The sequence below is a fragment of the Bauldia sp. genome, from assembly GCF_020442045.1.
Classification (GTDB): domain Bacteria; phylum Pseudomonadota; class Alphaproteobacteria; order Rhizobiales; family Kaistiaceae; genus Bauldia.
On the sequence record NZ_JAGRLA010000035.1, the window covers coordinates 24,048 to 41,577 of the forward strand.

Sequence of the window (17,530 nt, forward strand, 5' to 3'; positions counted from 1 at the left end):
CGCCGCGCCATTGCCCTAGCCCATGGCGCGGAGGACCACCTGGTCGAACAGGCGGTCGGGAAGCATCCGCCGCAGATAGACCAGGAGGTGCGAGAACTGTCCGGCGCGGTAGCGGGTCTTCGGCCGCCGCGCCGCGACGGCCCTGGCGATGACGCCGGCGATGACGTCGGGCTTCGAGCCGCGGCCGGGCCGCGACGCGTCGGCGATCCCCTTCGCCATCGCCGCGTAGGGGCCTTTCGCCGACGCCTTCGCCACCTGCTCGCCGAGGATTTCGTTGAAGCCGGTATCGATGGCGCCCGGCGCGACGATCACCACGTCGATGCCGAACCGGGCGAGCTCGATCCGGAGGCAGTCGGAGAAGCCTTCGACGGCATGCTTGGTGGCGTGGTACCAGGCGCCGAGCGGCGTGTAGATCGTGCCCCCCATCGACGAGATGTTGATGATCGTGCCCGACCGCCGCTCGCGCATCCCCGGCAGCACGAGCTGGATCATCCGCGCGAGCCCGAACAGATTGACCTCGAACTGATGGCGCGCGTCGGCGATCGGCACGTCCTCGACCGCGCCATAGACCGCGTAGCCGGCGTTGTTGACCAGGACGTCGATCCGCCCCTCCCTGTCGAGGATCGTGTCGACGGCGGCGGTCATCGACGCCTCGTCGCCGACGTCGAGCGACAGGACATGGCCGCCGGCCGCCTCGATCGGCGCCATCGCCGCCGTCCGCCGGGCGCCGCCATAGACGACATGTCCTTCCGCGACGAGCTTCAGCGCCGTCGCGAGACCAATTCCGGATGACGCGCCGGTTACCAGGATCACCTTCTTCTCCGCCATCGCTGATCTCCGACCGGGTTGCGGAAAGGTTCGGCAACCCCTATTAAATGACCATTGGTCACTTATTTAATGACCAATGGTCATTTGTCAAAGGGATTCGTCGCGCATGCCGAAAAAAGCCGCCCCGGCCCAGCGCCGGGCCCGCACCCCGGACCAGAAGCAGGACCGTCGCGCGGCAATCCTCGCCGCGGCGGTCGCCCATACCCGGGAAAGCGGCTTGGACAGCGTCACCATGGCTGGCCTCGCCAAGCGCGCCGGCCTCGCCAAGGGGACGCTCTACCTCTATTTCGAAACCCGCGAGGAGGTGTTCCTCGCCCTTTATCTCGACGCGCTCGCCCAATGGGCCTCGCGGATCGAGGCGGCGCTCGTCCCCGGCATGAGCGACGACGCGGCGATCGCCGCGATCGCCGAAGCGACGCGGGGCGCCCCCCTCTTCATCGCGCTCGCCTCCCGGCTGTCGGGCGTCATCGAGCAGAATGTACCGATCGCGACGCTGGTCGCCGCGAAGCGGGCATCGCTGCCGGTCTATCTCTCCGTCGCCGGCCGTCTCGAGGAGAGCCTCGGGCTCGCGGCGGGTGATGGGATGCGCTTCGGCTCGGCGCTGATGGCGCTCCTCCTCGGCGCGGCCGGGATGGATACCGGCGATCTCGCGATGCGCGACGACCTCCCGGGCGACGTTCGCGACATTGTCGCGCTGTCGCGCTTCGAGACCGTCTTCGGCGAGGGCGTGCGTCTGCTGCTTGCCGGGATACGGAGATCATAGCGGGAAGGCGGCCTTGGCTTACCGGCACGTGCCCCAATCCTTCTTCTGCTCGCCCAAGCTGCTAACGTCTCCGGCATCTCGACGGCGCCGCCGTCAAGGGCGGTTCCGCATCCCATCGAGAGGAGGCGCAGATGTCCGGATTCGAGATCCTGCTGAACGCGGCGAACGTCGTTTATCTCTTCGCCTATTCGGTGCGGGATATCCTCTGGCTTCGGATCCTGGCGGTCGCGGGGGGAATCATGGCGCTTCCCTATTACTATTTTCGATCCGATCCGCTGTGGCCGACCATCGCCTGGAGCTTCGTCTTCATCGCGATCAACAGCTTCTGGATCGTCAAGCTCATGATCGAGCGCCGCCCGGTCAAATTCAGCGACGACGAGAGGCGCCTGTACCAGCTCGCGCTCCGCAACATGTCGGAGCACGAAGCCGCCGGGCTCTTTCGTCTCGGCACCTGGTCGACCGTGCCAGCGGGATCGGTCCTCCTGGAACAGGGGAAGCCGGTTGAGGCACTGACCCTCATCGCCTCGGGCACCGCCCGTGTCGACGACAATGGCACGCTGGTTGATACGGTCGGTGAGGGCCGCTTCCTCGGCGCTACCGCATTTCTCAGCCACGGGAAGAAGCCGATGGCACCGGTGACGGTCAAAGCGGCCGAATCGGCTCGTGTCGTCGTCTGGCCGTCGGCCGTCCTGGAGAAAGAGGCCGCTCGCGACAGCGATCTCGAAATCGCCATCGAGGCGAGCCTCGGGCTCGAGCTTTCGCGTTTGCTGTGGACCTCATGGGCGGAGCTGCTCCACCCGCTCCACCCGCGCTTCGGCCAGCCCAACCTCGACGGCGCGCGGTGACGGCCGGATCGCTCGCCCGACCTTCCTCGTCGATGCCGCTGACATCATCGCCGGCGACCCGCCGGGGGCGTCGGCCATTATTCCGGCAGGTGCCTGCCCGGCAGTGCCGATTCAGCTTAAATCATATGCAGCAACGACCGCCGCGGATCAGGCGTCGACCGGCCTGCCGGCCGCGAGGAAATCGTAGGTCCGCGCCAGCCGGTCCATCAGGTAGTCGGCTCCCGAGATCGGCGGATAACGGGCCGGCTCCCCGTCCGGGACGCAGGTCGGCAGGCAGGCGATCGTCGCGTCGGGATTGGGATCGAGGAAGAAGGCGACCGAATAGCGGTCGTCCCCGCGATTGACCACGCGATGCGGCGTCGAGACATAGAGGTCGTTGGTCCAGCGCATCAGGCAGTCGCCGATGTTGCAGACGAAGGTGCCGGGCCGCGGCGGCACGGTGATCCACTCCCCCCTCCGCGTCCTCACCTCGAGGCCGCCGACGTCGTCGGTGAGGAGCAGCGTGACGTCGCCATAGTCGGTATGGGCGCCGGCGCCGATCTGTCCCTCGGCCGCCGAGACCGGCTGGGTCGGATAATGCAGCAGCCTCAGCGTCGCCATCGGCTGGTCGAGCTTGTCCTCGAAGAAGTCGGGCGCGAGCCCGAGATCGATCGCGACGCCGCGATGGAGCCGTCGCCCGACCGACCAGACCGCGTCGAAATAGGTAAGCATCGTGTCGCGCCAGCCGGGAAGGTCCGGCCACAGGTTGACGCCGCGGAACGGCTCGCCGGCGATCACCCGCGGATCGTCCGGGGAGAGATCGAGGCCGATGTTGAAGGCCTCCTTCAGATCCGCCGGCATCGACGGGTCGAGGCTCTCGCCCTGCATGGCGACATAGCCGCGGTTATGCGGCGAGGTGCGGATCGACCGCTTCTCCTTCTCTTCGAGGTCGAGGGCGAAGAAGCGGGCCGACTCGCCGAACACCTCGTCGATCAGGGTCGTCGGAATGCCGTGGCCGGTGACGAAGAAGAAGCCGACGCCGCGCGCCGCCTGCCCGATCTCCCCGGCTATCCGCTCGTCCGCCCCGGGACCGGGGGTGAGATCGACGACGGGCAGGGTGTCGGCGGCGGCTGTCATGGCTTGGGCTCCCGGGGCTGGTGGCAGTGGCGTTCCGTCTTGCCCCTCCCATCCATGAACCATGCCAGCCTGCGGCTCCAGTGCCGCCGGCATCGAAAAATTCGCGCGACGGCTTGCCGTGTTTAGTAAATTGTGCTTCACTAAACTAAATTACTAAACACAGCGTCGGATACCGGGAGGACGCCGACGCCCTCCATCACACCGCGGCTATTTGTGTTTCGGGGCCTGTCGCCGGCCTGGAGGCGCGCCTGGCTGCCTCCCCAATGCAAGGACTCCGCAGGCCGATGCCCGCCATGATTCCCGACGAAGCGACCCGCCGCCGGCTGATCGAATCGGTCGCCCGGGCGATGCTCGACCACGCTGACGAACTGACCGCGCTCGACCAGGCGATCGGCGACGGCGACCACGGCATCAACATGAAGCGCGGCTTCGAGGCGGTGATGGCGGATATCGACACCCACGCCGCCAAGCCGCTGCCGGAAGCGCTCGCCTCGGTCGGCATGGCGCTGGTCATGAAGGTCGGCGGTGCCTCGGGCCCGCTCTACGGCACCCTGTTCATGACCCTCGGCAAGCATCTCCCGGCCGAGCCCGACCGCACCGCGCTGATCGCGGCCTTCGGCGCGGCGATCGACGCGGTCAAGGCGCGCGGCAAGTCCGATTTCGGCCAGAAGACGATGCTCGACGTCCTCGGGCCCGTCCATGCGGCGCTCGCGAGCGGCGGCGATCTCGACGCTGCTGCCGACGACGCCGCCGAGGCGACCGTGCCGATGAAGGCGATCCGCGGCCGCGCCTCCTTCCTCGGCGACCGCTCGATCGGCCATATGGATCCCGGCGCCCGGTCGAGCGCCCTCATGGTTCACGCCGTCACCGCCGTCCTGGAGCCCTCCGCATGAGCAACGTCGGCATCGTCATCGTCTCGCATTCCGCCGACGTGGCGCGCGGCACCGCCGACATGGTGCGCCAGATGGTCGGCGACGAGGTGCCCCTCGCCTTCTGCGGCGGCGATCCCTCCGGCGGTCTCGGCACCAGCGTCGAGACGATCATGCAGGCGATCGACGCCGCCTGGTCGGACAGCGGCATCGCCATCCTCGTCGATCTCGGCGGCGCCGAGACCAACAGCGAAATGGCGATCGAGATGCAGCCGGCCGAACGGCGCGGCCGGATCGTCATCTGCAACGCGCCGGTCGTCGAGGGCGCCGTCATGGCGGCGACCGAGGCCTCGGGCGGCGGTTCGCTCGACGATGTCAAACGGACGGCCGAGGAGTTGTCGCCGGGCTGACCGGGCGACGGGCAGGGAAGAGGCAATGTCAGACCGGCAAGCATCAGCCACCGTCCTCCTGACCCACGCGGTCGGGCTCCACGCCCGTCCGTCGGTGAAGCTCACCAAGCTTGCCAAGACCTTCGGCGCGACCATCGAGCTCGGCCTTTCGGCGGAGGGGCCGTGGATCGACGCCAAGAGCATCGTCAAGGTGATGGCCGCCAAGGTGCCGCAGGGAACCGAGCTCCATATCCGCGCGGCCGGGACCGATGCCGACGACGCGGTCGCGGCCCTGATCGGTCTTGTCGAGCGCGACTTCGACGAGGCGGGAGCCGATGCGCCCGGCGGTTGAACGGCGTGGCCGCATCGCCGCGCCGGGGATCGCCGCCGGTCCGGTCGTGCGCCTCGACCGGCCGGAGGCCGGGCGACGAAACCCGAGCGGCGACCCCGCCCGTGAACGGGCCGATCTCGAGGCGGCGATCGCCACCGCCATCGAGGCGATAGCCGGCCTCGCGGCGGGGCTGGAAGGCGACGCCGCCGATATCCTCGATTTCCAGATCGCCATGCTCGAGGACGATTCCCTTTCCTCCGGCGCCTTTGCCGCGATCGCCAGCGGCGGCGATGCCGTCACCGCCTGGTCGGACGCGATCGCCGTCCAGATCGCCGACTACGAGGCGACCGCCGACGAATATTTCCGCGCCCGCGCCGCCGATCTCGCCGATATCCGCGACCGGGTGCTGCGCGCGCTGACACAAGCCGGCGACGACGCGACGCCGCCCGGCGCCGTGCTCGCCGGAGAGGACGTGACGCCGAGCCGCTTCCTGTCGGTCGACTGGGCCGCCGGCGGCGGCCTCGCCCTCTTCGCCGGCAGCCCCTCCAGCCACGTCGCGATGCTCGCCCGGTCGCGGGGCGTGCCGATGGTGGTCGGCATCGGCACGATCGCGGTCGGCGACGGCGATGTGGCGATCGTCGATGGCGAAACGGGGCGTATCATCCTCAACCCGGGCGAGGCCGACTGGGCCGCCTACGAGACGGCACGGAAGCAGGCCGCGGCGCGCGCCGCACGCGAGGAATCGGTGTTGCGGCTGCCGGCCGTGACCGGTGACGGCGTCGCCATCCGGATGATGATCAATGTCGCCGAGCCCGAGGAGCTCGACGCGCTCGATCCGGCGATCTGCGACGGCATCGGCCTGGTCAGGACCGAGTTCCTCTTCCACCGCCCGGCCGGCCTCCCCGACGAGGAGACGCAGCTTCGCGCCTATGCCCGTATCGTCGAATGGGCGGACGGACGCCCGGTCGTGCTCAGGACCCTCGATGCCGGTGGCGACAAGCCGGTCGCCGGACTCACCCATGACGACGAATCCAACCCCTTCCTCGGCACGCGCGGCATCCGCCTCTCGCTCGTCCATCCCGATGTCTTCATGGTCCAGCTCCGCGCCATGGCCCGCGCGGCGGCGCTCGGCGACGTCAAGGTCATGCTGCCGATGGTGACGGTGCCGGCCGAGATCGAGGCCGCGGCCGCGCTGCTCGACCAGGCAGTCGCCGATCTCACGTCCGAGGGCGCCGCCTGCCGCCGGCCGGCGCTCGGCATCATGGTCGAGGTGCCGGCGGTGGCGATCGAACCGGCGCTCTATGCGCGAGCCGACTTCTTCTCGATCGGCAGCAACGACCTCACCCAGTATGTGACGGCAAGCGCCCGCGACACGGCGGCGGTGTCCGCCCTGAACGATGCCGGGCACCCGGCGGTGGCCAGCCTGATCCGCAACGTCGTCGAGGCCGGCGCCGAGCTCGGTCGGGACGTCAGTCTCTGCGGCGACATGGCAAGCGACCCGGCCCATATCCCCGCCCTCGTCGCGGCCGGCATGCGGACGCTCTCGGTCGCGCCAGCCCTTGTCGGCCGCGCCAAGCTCGCCATTGCCGAAACTGTCGCCGGGTCGTCATGAGCGCCAGGAAGCGACGTGCCGGCCCCACCCCCGACAGCGAGGCGGTCGGTCGCTACAAGGCGATCCTCCAGAAGGTCATGGACACCCGCCCGTCGGGAACGCGCCAGCGGCTCGCCGGCGCGCTCGGCAAGAACCGCAGCTTCGTCTCGCAAATCACCAGCCCGGCCTATGCGACGCCGATCCCGGCCCGTCACCTCGAGACCATCTTCGAGATCTGCCACTTCGCAGCGGACGAGCGGAAGCGCTTCCTCGGCGCCTATGCGCTCGCCCATCCGAGGCGCACCGCCGTTGCTCATGAAGGACCGCACTCACGTCCCCATACCGTCTATCTGCCCGACCTCGGCAACGAGGCCCGCAACCACGAGCTCGACCGGATGGTCGGCGACTTCATCCAGAGACTGACGCGCCTGATCGCCCAGACCTGACGCGTCCCCGACAAGGGAGGAAAGACCGATGAAGAAATTCATGAACGGCGCGGAGACCATTCTCGCCGAGAGCCTCGACGGCTTCGTCGCCGCCCATGGCGATATCGTTGCGATGGGCGACGAGCGGAAGTTCGTCCGCCGCGCGACGCCCGCGCCCGGCAAGGTGGCGCTGATCTCCGGCGGCGGCTCCGGCCACGAGCCGCTCCATGCCGGCTTCGTCGGCCACGGCATGCTCGACGCCGCCTGTCCCGGCCAGGTCTTCACCTCGCCGACCCCGGACCAGATGATCGCCGCGGCCGAGGCGGTCGACGGCGGCGCCGGCGTCCTCTTCATCGTCAAGAATTACGAAGGCGACGTGATGAATTTCGAGATGGCGGCGGAGATGGCCGGCCGCGAGATCATGACCGTCGTCACCGACGACGACGTCGCGGTCGAGACCTCGACCTATTCGATCGGGCGGCGCGGGGTCGCCGGCACGATGGTGGTCGAGAAGGTGGTCGGCGCCGCGGCGGAGGAAGGGCTCTCCCTCGCCGACCTCAAGGCGCTCGGCGACCGGGTCAACGCCGCCACCCGCTCGATGGGCGTCGCGCTGACCAGCTGCACGGTTCCCGCCGCCGGCTCCCCGACCTTCGCGATCGGCGACGACGAGATGGAGATGGGCGTCGGCATCCACGGCGAGCCCGGCCGGCGCCGGGTCAAGCTCGAACCGGCCGCCGCCATCGCCGAGGAGATGATCACGGCGATTGCTTCGGAACTCGGCGATGCCGGCGACGCGCTCCTCCTCGTCAACGGCTTCGGCGGCACGCCGCTGATGGAGCTCTACCTGATGTATCACGAGGCCCGGGCGAAGCTCGAGGCGCGCGGGTACCGCGTCGCCCGCTCGCTGGTCGGCAACTTCGTCACGTCGCTCGAGATGGCCGGCTGTTCCCTCACCGTCACCAGGCTCGACGACGAGATCGCCCGCCTGTGGGACGCGCCGGCTCACACCGCGGCACTGCGTCTGGGGATGTAGGCGGACCTCGCGCCGCCGCCAGCGATCATCCTCGATCCCGTCCGGACCACCGATCCCTTGACGCCCGCACCATCCGCCCGTAGGCCGGTCGGGCTCTTGCGCGCCGCCGGAGCAATCCTGCCTGCCGCGCGCCTCCCGCATTTGTCCAGGTCGCGCGGATTGAACGCATGAATATCACGTATGAAAGGCTGTCGATTCCCGACGTCATCCTGATCAGGAACAGGATCTTCGAGGACGAACGCGGACGATTTCAGGAGATATTCCGCAAGGACTTCTTCACATCCCTCGGCATCCGCTTCGAGCCCGTCCAGGAGAATCACTCCTTCTCGCACAACAAATGGACCATTCGCGGCCTCCACTTCCAGCGTCCGCCGGCGAACCAGGCGAAGCTCGCCCGCATCGTCAGCGGCTCGCTCTTCAGTGTTGCGGTCGATCTTCGGAAGGGGTCGCCGACCTTCGGAAAGTGGGCAGGCGCGACGATGCATGCCGGAGCCGGCCACCAGTTCTTCGTGCCCTATGGATTCGCCTATGGATTCTGTACCCTCGAACAGGGCACCGAGATCATCTATCTCAGCGATCATCACTACGCGCCCGACCTGGAAGGCGGCGTGCGCTACGATGACCCCGATGTCGCCATTGCCTGGCCGCTTGGAAACGAGACGGTGACGGTGAACGATCGCGATGCCGGCTTCCCAGGCCTGAGCGAACTGGATTCGCCCTTCTCGGTGTGAGCCGCTCATGGATTCGCAAGGCAAGGTCTTCGTCGTTACGGGAGGGGCCGGCTTCATCGGCTCGGCGGTTGTCCGCCACCTGATCGCCGAAACGCCGCATCGCGTCGTCGTCGCCGACAAGCTGACCTATGCCGGCAATCTCGCTTCGCTTGCCCCGGTCGCCGGGGATTCCCGCTACCGTTTCGTCAAGGCCGACATCGCCGATGCGTCCGGGATGGCCCGGCTCCTCGCCGAGGTCAGGCCCGGCGTGGTCATGCATCTCGCCGCCGAGAGCCATGTCGACCGCTCGATCGACGGACCGGCCGCCTTCATCCAGACCAACCTCGTCGGCACCTTCTCGCTGCTGGAGGCGGCGCTCGGATACTGGCGAAGCCTCGACGACGAGCGCCGGACGGCCTTCCGCTTCCATCATGTATCGACCGACGAGGTTTTCGGATCCGGCGGCCCCGACAGCGGCTTCACCGAAGAATCGCCCTACCGGCCGAACTCGCCCTATTCCGCCTCCAAGGCCGGCGCCGACCACCTGGCGCGCGCCTGGAATCGCACCTACGGCCTGCCGGTGGTGACCAGCAACTGCAGCAACAACTTCGGCCCCTATCAGTTCCCCGAGAAGCTCATTCCGCTGATGATCCTCAACTGCCTCGATGAGCGGCCGTTGCCGGTCTACGGCTCGGGCGAGAACATCCGGGACTGGCTGTTCGTCGACGATCATGCCCGGGCGCTTCTGACCATCGCCGAGCACGGCCGGTCCGGCGCCGTCTACAACGTCGGCGGCGACGCCCGGCGCACCAATATCGAGGTTGTCCGCGCCCTCTGCGCGATCATGGACCGGGAGGCGCCACGTCCGTCGGGCGGCGGCTATGCCGATCTCATCTCCTTCGTCGAGGATCGTCCCGGTCACGACCTCCGCTACGCCATCGACTCGACCAGGACCAGGCGGGAGCTCGGATGGGCGCCGCGGGAGAGCTTCGAGTCCGGCCTCGCCGCCACCATCCGCTGGTACCTGGCGAACCGGGACTGGTGGGAACCGATCCGCGCCGGCACCTATCGCGGCGAGCGGCTGGGGGTGACGTCGTGATCCTGATCTTCGGAGCCGGCGGTCAGGTCGGACAGGAGCTTGCCGCCCGCGCGGCCGCCGCCGGGATGCCGGCAACCGCCCTCACGCGTGGCGAGGCAGACATCTGCGACGCGCGCCAGGTCGCCGGGGCCATCGCCGCCGCGAAACCGGCCGTGGTGATCAACGCGGCCGCCTACACGGATGTCGATCAGGCGGAGAGAGAGCCGGACGCCGCGATGCGAGCCAACGCGACCGGTCCCGGGATACTGGCCGGACATTGCGCGGCGGCCGGCCTGCCGCTGATCCACTACTCGACCGACTATGTCTTCGACGGCAAGAAGACCGTCGCCTATCGCGAGGACGATCCGCCGGCGCCGCTTGGCGCCTACGGGAGGAGCAAGCTCGCCGGCGAGCAAGCCATCCGCTCCCGTCACGCCGGACACGTCATCATCAGGCTCGCCTGGGTATATGGCCGCTACGGCAGGAACTTTCTCAAGACCATGCTTCGCCTGCGACGGGAGCGCGACGAAGTGAGGGTCGTCGCCGACCAGCGAGGCTGCCCGACCGCCACCGCGGATATTGCCGAGGCGACCATCCTGCTGATGGCGCTTGCCACGAAGGGCCGGTTCCGGTTTGGAACCTATCACCTGGCCGGAACCGGCGAGACCACCTGGTATGGCTTCGCGCGGGAAATCATGGAAAGCGCGAACGCAATCACCGGAAAGGCCGTCACCGTGCATCCCATTTCCACCTCGGACTACCCGACGATCGCGCCGCGGCCGGCGAATTCCGCCCTCGATTCCGCGCTCTTCGAGCGGACGTTCGGCTTTCGCGCCCGGCCGTGGCAGGAGGCGACCCGCGCGGTTGTCGCCGAACTCCTCGACAATGGAGAAGCCCGTTGAACCGCAAGGGCATCATCCTCGCCGGCGGCTCGGGAACCCGGCTCCACCCGCTGACGCGGGTGGCCTCCAAGCAGCTCTTGCCGATCTACGACAAGCCGATGATCTACTATCCCCTGTCGACGCTGATGCTTGCCGGCATCCGGGAGATCCTGATCATCACCACGCCGCATGATCTGCCGGCCTTCCGCGCGCTGCTCGGCGACGGCTCGGATTGGGGGCTGTCGATCTCCTTCCTGCCACAGCCGACTCCGGACGGGCTGGCCCAGGCATTCCATATCGGCGCGGACTTCATCGGCGAGGATCCCTGCTTGCTCGCTCTCGGCGACAACCTGACCTATGGCCATGGCCTCCCCGAAACCCTGGCCCGTGTCGGCGAGCGGGCATCCGGCGCGACCGTCTTCGCCCACCGGGTCGACAATCCGCAGCGCTACGGCGTGATTGCCTTCGATGACGGGGACCGGGTGATTTCGATCGAGGAAAAGCCGCGGGCGCCGAAATCCCACTGGGCGGTGATTGGCCTCTATTTCTACGACGGCACCGCCGTCGATCGGGCCCGCGAGCTGCGCAAGTCCCGGCGCGGCGAATTCGAGATCACCGACCTGAACCAGTCCTATCTCAGGGACGGAGCACTCGCCGTCGAGCGCCTCGGTCGCGGCTATGCCTGGTTCGACGCCGGCACCCACCGGTCGCTGCTCGAGGCCGGCGAATTCGTCCATGTCCTGCAAAGGCGACAGGGCCAGTTGATCCTGTCACCGGAAGAGATCGCCTACAGCCATGGCTGGATCGACGCGGCGAAACTGGCCGAACACGCCGAGCGCCTCGGGCAATCCGATTACGGAAGGGCGCTGGCGGCCCTGCTTCCGTGACGCCGGCCGGCGAACGCTCTACAACCGGCACGTTGTCTATCTCCGGCCCGAGCCTCTAGGTTGGAGCCGGGAAGACACCACCAGGGGGCGAGCCGACCCATATGGACCTGATCTATTGCAGCGACCCCTCCCTGGCCGGCGAGATCACGGGGGTCTTGGCCGAACAGCCAACCGCGAAGCCTGTCACCCACAAGGCCACCGGACCATGGGGAGCCTTCGTTGCCACGGACACCCCCTATTGGGGCTATGCACCATCCGTCGTCGACAATGACCTGTTTTGCATCCTCGGCGACCCCCTGACCTCCAAGGTCCCGGTTCGCGGGCACGGCGGTGCCGAGAGAACCCTCGGTGTCGCTCGAAAATGGACAGCGGACCCAAGCTCCGTGGAGCCTGACCACCCCGCCGCGCTGATCCGGGCGCGGGCTTCGCGATCCGTCGACATCGTCACCGACGCCTGGGGAGCGGTCTCGCTCTTCTATGGAGTCTTCGAAGGCGACCTCTATCTGGCCACCAGTCCCGATCTGATCGCACTGTGCGTCCGGACAGAAGTCGATCCGCTTTCGGCGCAGGAGTTTCTTGCGACGACGCAGCTGTCCTTTCCCAACACGCTGTACAAGGGAATCAAGCAGGTTGCTCCGGCCTCACACGTCACATTGACCCCCAATGGCCTTGAGTCGTCCGTCCAGTACTGGACAGCGCCACTTCCGCTGCCTGACAAGACGCCCGAAGAATGGGCGAGCCGCCTTCAGAAGAGTGTTACCCGGACGTTCAAGCGGATTCGCACCGAACTCGGCAACAAGGGGACTTCCACGCTCAGCGCCGGGCTCGACACCAGGTTCCTGGTCGCCATGGCGACCCGGGAGAAGCTGCTCGACGTCGATGCGATCACGGTGACGCCGATAAGAAACCAGGAGTTCTGGATAGCGAAACGGGCGGCGCACGCGATGGGCGTGCCGCACACATGCGTCTCGCCGCCGCGCGGCGCCTACGGAGAGCGCATGGTCAGGAATGCGCCCGTCATTCCATCGCACATGGACCGTGACCATGCGCATTTCACCGATCAGGTGCTTGGAGAAGTCACGAGCCCGTTTCTGCTGGGCGGCTACATGGCCGACACGATCCTCCATTTCGCGAACCCCTTCTATACAATGCGCCGGCACGCGGTCCGGCTCGGGCGCATACCGGCCGACGCGCCGCGATGGGCGCTGACGACCTTCAGCACGACCCTCGACAGCGAGACGGCCGACGCCATTTCCCGGCGCTGGCAGCAATCCGATGCCTTGCTCGGCATCACCGCGGACCACGAACAGAGTCTCGTCACGGCCTATCCCGCCGCCCGCCAGGCGCATATCGCCCATTTCCAAGCGGCGCATCGCGAATACCCGATCTACGAGCCGTTCATGACGCGCAGCGCTCTCGCGCTCGGGTTCAAGATCCCGATTCGAATGAAGGAGAAGACCAGGAAGGATGTCTTCTATTCTCCTTATCTGGACGGGCTCAGCTCCGGCATGTTGGTGGCTGGCGGTTCCAATGTCATCACCAAGCGCGTCGAAACACGGCTGAAGGATGTGCCTCCCGACAAACGCCCCGAATGGACGAAGCTGAATTCGGCATGGTATTCCACCCAGGGGCCTTCGAACGAAGAATATAAACGGTGCCTGACGGCGTCGCGCGGCCGGACCAAAAAGCAGTTCAGCGGCGACTACACATCCGTATCGGCACAACTCTGTTTCCAGATTGCTCGGGCACTCGACACGTGAGCCGAGTCCTTCGGGAGACCCGTCTTTGAAGGTTCTCATCCCGACCCTGCGCTCCGATCTGATCGGAGGAAAGGAGACCTTCACGCGGGACCTCGCGCTCGGGCTCGAGCGGCGCGGGCACACCGCGGTGGTCCTTGCCGAGCCGCATCCCCACGCGGCGCGCGGCATGGCAGCCGATGGGGTCCGGGTCTGCACCGACTGGAACGACATCGGCTTCGCCCCCGATATCATCCACGGCCAGCACACGGTCGACACGATGGTGGCGCTGACCCGCTGTCCGGACGCGCCGGCATTCTACCAGGTCCATGGTGCGGCGGCCTTCAGTTCGCCCCAGCCGCATCCGCGCATCTACCGCTACGGAACGATGACCGGATCGCTTGCCAACCGGCTCTCCATCGAGATGGGACTGCCCAGGCAGTCGTTCGTCGTCGTCCAGAACACGGCCGACCTGTCGCGCTTCGCCAACGTCCGCGAGCCGCCGGCACGCCCGTCGAAAGCGCTCTTCTACAGCAGCTACCATCGGCCGGAGAGCCGGACCTTCGAGGCGGCTCGCGCGGCGGCCGAGCAATGCGCGCTCGAATTCCATTGCGTCGGTCGCCCCTTCGGCAACCGGATCGAGCAGCCCGAGGGCTTCCTCCCCGGCTTCGACCTCGTCTTCGCCTGCGGCCTGTCGGCGATCGAAGCGCTGTGTTGCGGCTGCGCGGTCATCGTCCTCGGCATGACGAGCTGCGGGGAGATGGTGCTGCCGGAGAATTTCGAACGGTTTCGCGCCGCCAATTTCACGATCCCCTTCAATGCCGTGCCGCCGTCGGTCGCGGACATCGTGGCCGCGATCGAAACCTATGACGCGATGACCCTGCGCGGCGTGACCGCCCTCAGCCGGACCGCCTGTGACGGGTCGCGCATGATTGGCGAGATGATCGACCTCTACGGCACGATCCTCGCCGAACACGGAATGGCGGAGCGAAACGAGCCGGCCGAGCGGCGGGCGCTGGCCGGGATGCTGCGGACCTGGTCGCCGGTCGTCAACCTGAACGATCGGCACGTCACGTTCGAGCCGACGAAATGGCGATCGGCGCTGCGCTCCATAGGCGCCCAGATCACGAGGATGGAAGACCGATGACGCTCGCGCCTGCCGCTCCTGACCGCTCCGGGCGCGGGCCGGGAGACACGACCGGCTTCATCCCCCAGGCGGCCCCCCGCCTCAGGATCGGGCGATTTGGCGCGGCCGTCGCGGCAGCCGTGCGGCAGGTCCTCGAATCCGACCATTACGGGGTGGGCCCCGCCGTCGCCCGCTTCGAGCGGGATTTCGCCTCATATCTCGGCGTGGATCACTGTATCGGCGTCGGCTCCGGCACGGACGCCCTGGCCATCGCCTTTCGCGCCCTTTCCCTGCCGCGCGGAGGCGAGATCCTGACCGTCGCCATGACGGCATCGGCAACCGGTTCGGCCATCCTGCTCGGCGGCCATGTCCCGCGTTTCGTCGATGTCGATCCGCGGTCGCGTCTCATCGACATCGACCGGATCGCCGCCTCGGCCGGCCCGAAGACCGTCGCCATCGTGCCGGTCCACCTCCACGGATATCCGGTCGACATGCCGCGACTGATGACGGTCGCGGACGCGCTCGGCCTGCCGGTGATCGAGGATTGCGCCCAGGCGCACGGCGCCCGGATCGGCGGCCGCGCGGTGGGCACCTTCGGACAGGCCGCGGCCTTCTCCTTCTACCCGACGAAGAATCTCGGCTGCGCCGGCGACGGCGGTGCGGTGACGACCAATGACGGCGACGTTGCCCGACGTGCCAGGGCGCTTCGCGAGCATGGCTGGGGAGAGGTTCGCGGTCGGAGCGAGATCGCGGGCCTCAACTCCCGGCTGTCCGAAATCCAGGCCGCGATCCTGTGCGTGCTGCTGCCGCAGCTTGATGACGGCAATGCCGAGCGCCGCCGGATTGCCGAACGCTACCGGCGCGGTCTTTCGGCCGCGACCGTCGCCGGAAGGATCGGCCTGCCGCCCGAGGATGACGGTTCGGTCTATCATCAATTCGCGATCGAGGTCGACGATCGCGACCGGGTGCGCGAGGCGCTTTTCGCGGCCGGTGTCGGAACCGCGGTCCACTATGCCGACCCGCTCGACCGCCAGCCGGCCTTCGCTGGATTCGCGACCGGACCGCTTGCCGGGGGCGATGCGCTGGCGGCGCGCTTGCTGAGCCTGCCGATCCAGCCGGAGGTTGCCGGTCCCGCCGTGGACGAGATCATCGAAAGGGTCGTCCGTGCCGTGTCGCAAGGCTGAGATCGGCGACGCGGTGGCGGAAATCCGCCCCGGCCAAAGCACGAGACCGGACGGGAGGGCGTGTTGACCAGCGGCTCGGAACAGGTCCCCGCCTCCGCCGCGCGGATCATCCTGCCCTCCGGCGGGGCCGGCAAGCCGAAGGCCCATTTCCTCGGCGTGTGCGGCAAGGGCATGGGCGCGATCGCCGCGGCGCTGGCCCGGGAGGGATGGCGGATCACCGGCTCGGACGAGGCCACCTACCCGCCGATGGACGGCTACCTCGCCACCGCCGGAATTTCCGTCAGCTCGCCCTTCGCTCCCGGCAATATCCCCGACGACGTCGACCTCGTGGTCGTCGGCAAGCGCATCCGACCGTCAAACCCGGAATTGCGGCACGCGATCGATGCCGGCCTCGCCTGGCGCTCCTTTCCGGCACTGCTGCGCGACGGCCCCCTCCGCCGTTCGCGGAACGCGGTGGTCGCCGGCGGCGTCGGCAAGACCACGACCACGGCGATGCTCGCCTGGATCCTCGAATCCACCGGCGGCCGGCCGGACTACATGATCGGGGGCTTTGCCGGGAATTTCGCCGAGCCGGCAAGGCTCGCCGGGGCCGGCTTCGCGGTCATCGAAGGCGACGAATACGCCTCCTGCTTCGACGATCCCGGCCCGAAATTCCTCAAATACAATCCCGAGGTCGTCCTCGTCACCAACATCCTCGAGGATCACCCGGATCTCTATGCCGGAGCCGGCGCGGTGGCCGCGGTCTTCGCGGATCTCGTCGGCATCCTGCCCGCCAATGGCTGCCTCATCCTTCCGGATGACGACGACAACGCCGTCGCGCTCGCCGCCGCATCTCCGTGCCCGGTGACGCTCGTCGGCTTCTCCTCCGGCGCGACCCACCGCATCGCGGCGCTGGAGGGCCGGCCGACGGAATCGCGCTTCCGGTTCATGGGCAGCGATTTCACCCTGCCGCTGGCCGGCCGGATGAACGTGATGAACGCGGCCATGGCGGTGGCGGCCGCCGGACATCTTGGCGTCTCCGCCGGGCAATCGGCCGAAGCGCTCGGCCTGTTCCGCGGGGTCGCCAACCGGCAGGAGGCACGGCAGGTCGGACGCTTCACGCTGCTCACCGACAAGGCGTCGCATCCCCGCGCGCTCCGACAGCTTTTCGAGAGCGCCCGACAGCGATTCCCCGATCGGCGCATCGTCTCGATCATTCGGCCGCGCGCGACCGGCGGCAGGGAATGGGTCTACCAGCGCGACCTGCCCGACGCCCTCTGCGGGGTCGATTCCGTCGTGCTGCTGCCCGCATACGAGCACAAGCCGGAACCCGGCCGGTCGTGGCCGGGAGGCCCGTTCAGCATGGAGCTTCTCGAATCGGAGCTGGTCCGGGCCGGGCAGGACGTCGTGCGCCTCGGTGCGGACGACGCCCTGGCGGATGGATTGCGACGATCATTGCGTGACGGCGATGTCGTCGTCGCCACCCTGCCCGAACAGGACCTCGACACCGGCGCATCGCTGGTCCGCCTGCTCGGCGAACGGCGCTAGGCTGCTGCGCTCCCGCCGCCTTTATCCCCGCCCGCGGCCGAACCAGCCGAGAATCCCGCGGCGGCGCTTCTCCCGCGATGTCCGGATGATCCTGTTGAAGCGCCGGACGAACCGCTTGTGCTTCTTGATCAACTGCGTGTGCGCCTCCGACAGTTTCCCATGCGCCTCCCGCAATTGCCGGTGCGACTCGCCCAGGCGCCGATGCGCCTCC

General features: G+C 68.0%; 19 protein-coding genes. 16 read left to right on the forward strand and 3 right to left on the reverse strand.

From position 1 onward, the window contains the following. Positions 1-15 precede the first annotated feature (15 nt). On the reverse strand, positions 16-828 hold the full coding sequence (locus KDJ86_RS04295) for an oxidoreductase (RefSeq protein WP_291743375.1): 813 nt from the start codon (positions 826-828) through the stop codon (positions 16-18). A 106-nt stretch (positions 829-934) separates the two neighbouring features. On the opposite strand from KDJ86_RS04295, the gene KDJ86_RS04300 reads away from it, so the two are divergent. Both KDJ86_RS04300 and KDJ86_RS04305 read left to right on the forward strand, forming a co-directional pair. Then, positions 935-1,591, forward strand: coding sequence for a TetR/AcrR family transcriptional regulator (locus KDJ86_RS04300; protein ID WP_291743376.1), 657 nt, complete (start codon positions 935-937; stop codon positions 1,589-1,591). A 131-nt stretch (positions 1,592-1,722) separates the two neighbouring features. After that, a complete protein-coding gene (locus tag KDJ86_RS04305; RefSeq protein ID WP_291743379.1) occupies positions 1,723-2,436 on the forward strand; it encodes a Crp/Fnr family transcriptional regulator in 714 nt (237 codons plus the stop codon). Positions 2,437-2,583: 147 nt separating this feature from the next. Here the strand turns inward: KDJ86_RS04305 and KDJ86_RS04310 are convergent, their stop codons facing one another. Further along, positions 2,584-3,552, reverse strand: coding sequence for an isopenicillin N synthase family dioxygenase (locus KDJ86_RS04310; protein WP_291743382.1), 969 nt, complete (start codon positions 3,550-3,552; stop codon positions 2,584-2,586). 284 nt (positions 3,553-3,836) lie between these two features. Here KDJ86_RS04310 and dhaL point away from each other — a divergent pair, with 284 nt between their 5' ends. The 14 genes from dhaL to KDJ86_RS04380 all read left to right on the forward strand — a co-directional run bounded on the left by dhaL (position 3,837) and on the right by KDJ86_RS04380 (position 17,319). Further along, positions 3,837-4,445 (forward strand): dihydroxyacetone kinase subunit DhaL, encoded by a 609-nt coding sequence (gene dhaL, locus KDJ86_RS04315; RefSeq protein WP_291743385.1) that lies wholly within the window; start codon positions 3,837-3,839, stop codon positions 4,443-4,445. Then, positions 4,442-4,831 carry a dihydroxyacetone kinase phosphoryl donor subunit DhaM gene (dhaM, locus tag KDJ86_RS04320; protein ID WP_291743387.1) on the forward strand — a complete coding sequence of 130 codons (390 nt, stop codon included), beginning with the start codon at positions 4,442-4,444 and terminating at the stop codon, positions 4,829-4,831. The genes dhaL and dhaM overlap by 4 nt, the downstream gene beginning before the upstream one ends. Before the next feature lie 25 nt (positions 4,832-4,856). Beyond that, the gene (locus tag KDJ86_RS04325; RefSeq protein ID WP_291743390.1) at positions 4,857-5,162 is read left to right on the forward strand and encodes an HPr family phosphocarrier protein; all 306 of its coding nucleotides are present in this window, start codon (positions 4,857-4,859) and stop codon (positions 5,160-5,162) included. Further along, positions 5,146-6,753, forward strand: coding sequence for a phosphoenolpyruvate--protein phosphotransferase (ptsP, locus tag KDJ86_RS04330; protein ID WP_291743392.1), 1,608 nt, complete (start codon positions 5,146-5,148; stop codon positions 6,751-6,753). The genes KDJ86_RS04325 and ptsP overlap by 17 nt, the downstream gene beginning before the upstream one ends. After that, positions 6,750-7,178: a hypothetical protein gene (locus KDJ86_RS04335; RefSeq protein ID WP_291743394.1), complete on the forward strand. Its 429-nt coding sequence runs from the start codon at positions 6,750-6,752 to the stop codon at positions 7,176-7,178. Before ptsP ends, KDJ86_RS04335 begins: the two co-directional genes overlap by 4 nt. 28 nt (positions 7,179-7,206) lie before the next feature. Then, positions 7,207-8,190, forward strand: coding sequence for a dihydroxyacetone kinase subunit DhaK (dhaK, locus tag KDJ86_RS04340; RefSeq protein WP_291743395.1), 984 nt, complete (start codon positions 7,207-7,209; stop codon positions 8,188-8,190). A gap of 167 nt (positions 8,191-8,357) precedes the next feature. After that, positions 8,358-8,921, forward strand: coding sequence for a dTDP-4-dehydrorhamnose 3,5-epimerase (gene rfbC, locus KDJ86_RS04345; RefSeq protein WP_291743398.1), 564 nt, complete (start codon positions 8,358-8,360; stop codon positions 8,919-8,921). A gap of 7 nt (positions 8,922-8,928) precedes the next feature. Then, positions 8,929-9,999 (forward strand): dTDP-glucose 4,6-dehydratase, encoded by a 1,071-nt coding sequence (gene rfbB / locus KDJ86_RS04350; protein WP_291743400.1) that lies wholly within the window; start codon positions 8,929-8,931, stop codon positions 9,997-9,999. Next, a complete protein-coding gene (gene rfbD / locus KDJ86_RS04355; RefSeq protein ID WP_291743404.1) occupies positions 9,996-10,880 on the forward strand; it encodes a dTDP-4-dehydrorhamnose reductase in 885 nt (294 codons plus the stop codon). The genes rfbB and rfbD overlap by 4 nt, the downstream gene beginning before the upstream one ends. Continuing rightward, a complete protein-coding gene (gene rfbA, locus KDJ86_RS04360; RefSeq protein WP_291743406.1) occupies positions 10,877-11,746 on the forward strand; it encodes a glucose-1-phosphate thymidylyltransferase RfbA in 870 nt (289 codons plus the stop codon). Before rfbD ends, rfbA begins: the two co-directional genes overlap by 4 nt. A gap of 101 nt (positions 11,747-11,847) precedes the next feature. Then, positions 11,848-13,506, forward strand: coding sequence for an asparagine synthetase B family protein (locus KDJ86_RS04365; protein WP_291743409.1), 1,659 nt, complete (start codon positions 11,848-11,850; stop codon positions 13,504-13,506). A gap of 25 nt (positions 13,507-13,531) precedes the next feature. Beyond that, on the forward strand, positions 13,532-14,629 hold the full coding sequence (locus tag KDJ86_RS04370; RefSeq protein WP_291743410.1) for a glycosyltransferase family protein: 1,098 nt from the start codon (positions 13,532-13,534) through the stop codon (positions 14,627-14,629). Then, positions 14,626-15,792 carry a DegT/DnrJ/EryC1/StrS family aminotransferase gene (locus KDJ86_RS04375; protein ID WP_291743412.1) on the forward strand — a complete coding sequence of 389 codons (1,167 nt, stop codon included), beginning with the start codon at positions 14,626-14,628 and terminating at the stop codon, positions 15,790-15,792. The genes KDJ86_RS04370 and KDJ86_RS04375 overlap by 4 nt, the downstream gene beginning before the upstream one ends. A 63-nt stretch (positions 15,793-15,855) precedes the next feature. Further along, on the forward strand, positions 15,856-17,319 hold the full coding sequence (locus tag KDJ86_RS04380; RefSeq protein WP_291743415.1) for a Mur ligase family protein: 1,464 nt from the start codon (positions 15,856-15,858) through the stop codon (positions 17,317-17,319). A gap of 21 nt (positions 17,320-17,340) precedes the next feature. Here KDJ86_RS04380 and KDJ86_RS04385 read toward each other — a convergent pair. Further along, the coding region (locus tag KDJ86_RS04385) for a hypothetical protein (RefSeq protein ID WP_291743417.1) at positions 17,341-17,530 on the reverse strand (190 nt) is incomplete at its 5' end.

Bases quoted from the DNA above. Each gene is read 5' to 3' on its own strand.
- rfbB (WP_291743400.1), top strand. From the start codon at position 8,929: ATGGATTCGCAAGGCAAGGTCTTCGTCGTTACGGGAGGGGCCGGCTTC.
- KDJ86_RS04325 (WP_291743390.1), top strand. From the start codon at position 4,857: ATGTCAGACCGGCAAGCATCAGCCACCGTCCTCCTGACCCACGCGGTC.
- KDJ86_RS04365 (WP_291743409.1), top strand. From the start codon at position 11,848: ATGGACCTGATCTATTGCAGCGACCCCTCCCTGGCCGGCGAGATCACG.
- rfbC (WP_291743398.1), top strand. From the start codon at position 8,358: ATGAATATCACGTATGAAAGGCTGTCGATTCCCGACGTCATCCTGATC.
- KDJ86_RS04295 (WP_291743375.1), bottom strand. From the start codon at position 828: ATGGCGGAGAAGAAGGTGATCCTGGTAACCGGCGCGTCATCCGGAATT.
- dhaM (WP_291743387.1), top strand. From the start codon at position 4,442: ATGAGCAACGTCGGCATCGTCATCGTCTCGCATTCCGCCGACGTGGCG.
- KDJ86_RS04335 (WP_291743394.1), top strand. From the start codon at position 6,750: ATGAGCGCCAGGAAGCGACGTGCCGGCCCCACCCCCGACAGCGAGGCG.
- KDJ86_RS04305 (WP_291743379.1), top strand. From the start codon at position 1,723: ATGTCCGGATTCGAGATCCTGCTGAACGCGGCGAACGTCGTTTATCTC.
- dhaL (WP_291743385.1), top strand. From the start codon at position 3,837: ATGCCCGCCATGATTCCCGACGAAGCGACCCGCCGCCGGCTGATCGAA.
- dhaK (WP_291743395.1), top strand. From the start codon at position 7,207: ATGAAGAAATTCATGAACGGCGCGGAGACCATTCTCGCCGAGAGCCTC.
- KDJ86_RS04310 (WP_291743382.1), bottom strand. From the start codon at position 3,552: ATGACAGCCGCCGCCGACACCCTGCCCGTCGTCGATCTCACCCCCGGT.
- KDJ86_RS04375 (WP_291743412.1), top strand. From the start codon at position 14,626: ATGACGCTCGCGCCTGCCGCTCCTGACCGCTCCGGGCGCGGGCCGGGA.
- KDJ86_RS04300 (WP_291743376.1), top strand. From the start codon at position 935: ATGCCGAAAAAAGCCGCCCCGGCCCAGCGCCGGGCCCGCACCCCGGAC.
- ptsP (WP_291743392.1), top strand. From the start codon at position 5,146: ATGCGCCCGGCGGTTGAACGGCGTGGCCGCATCGCCGCGCCGGGGATC.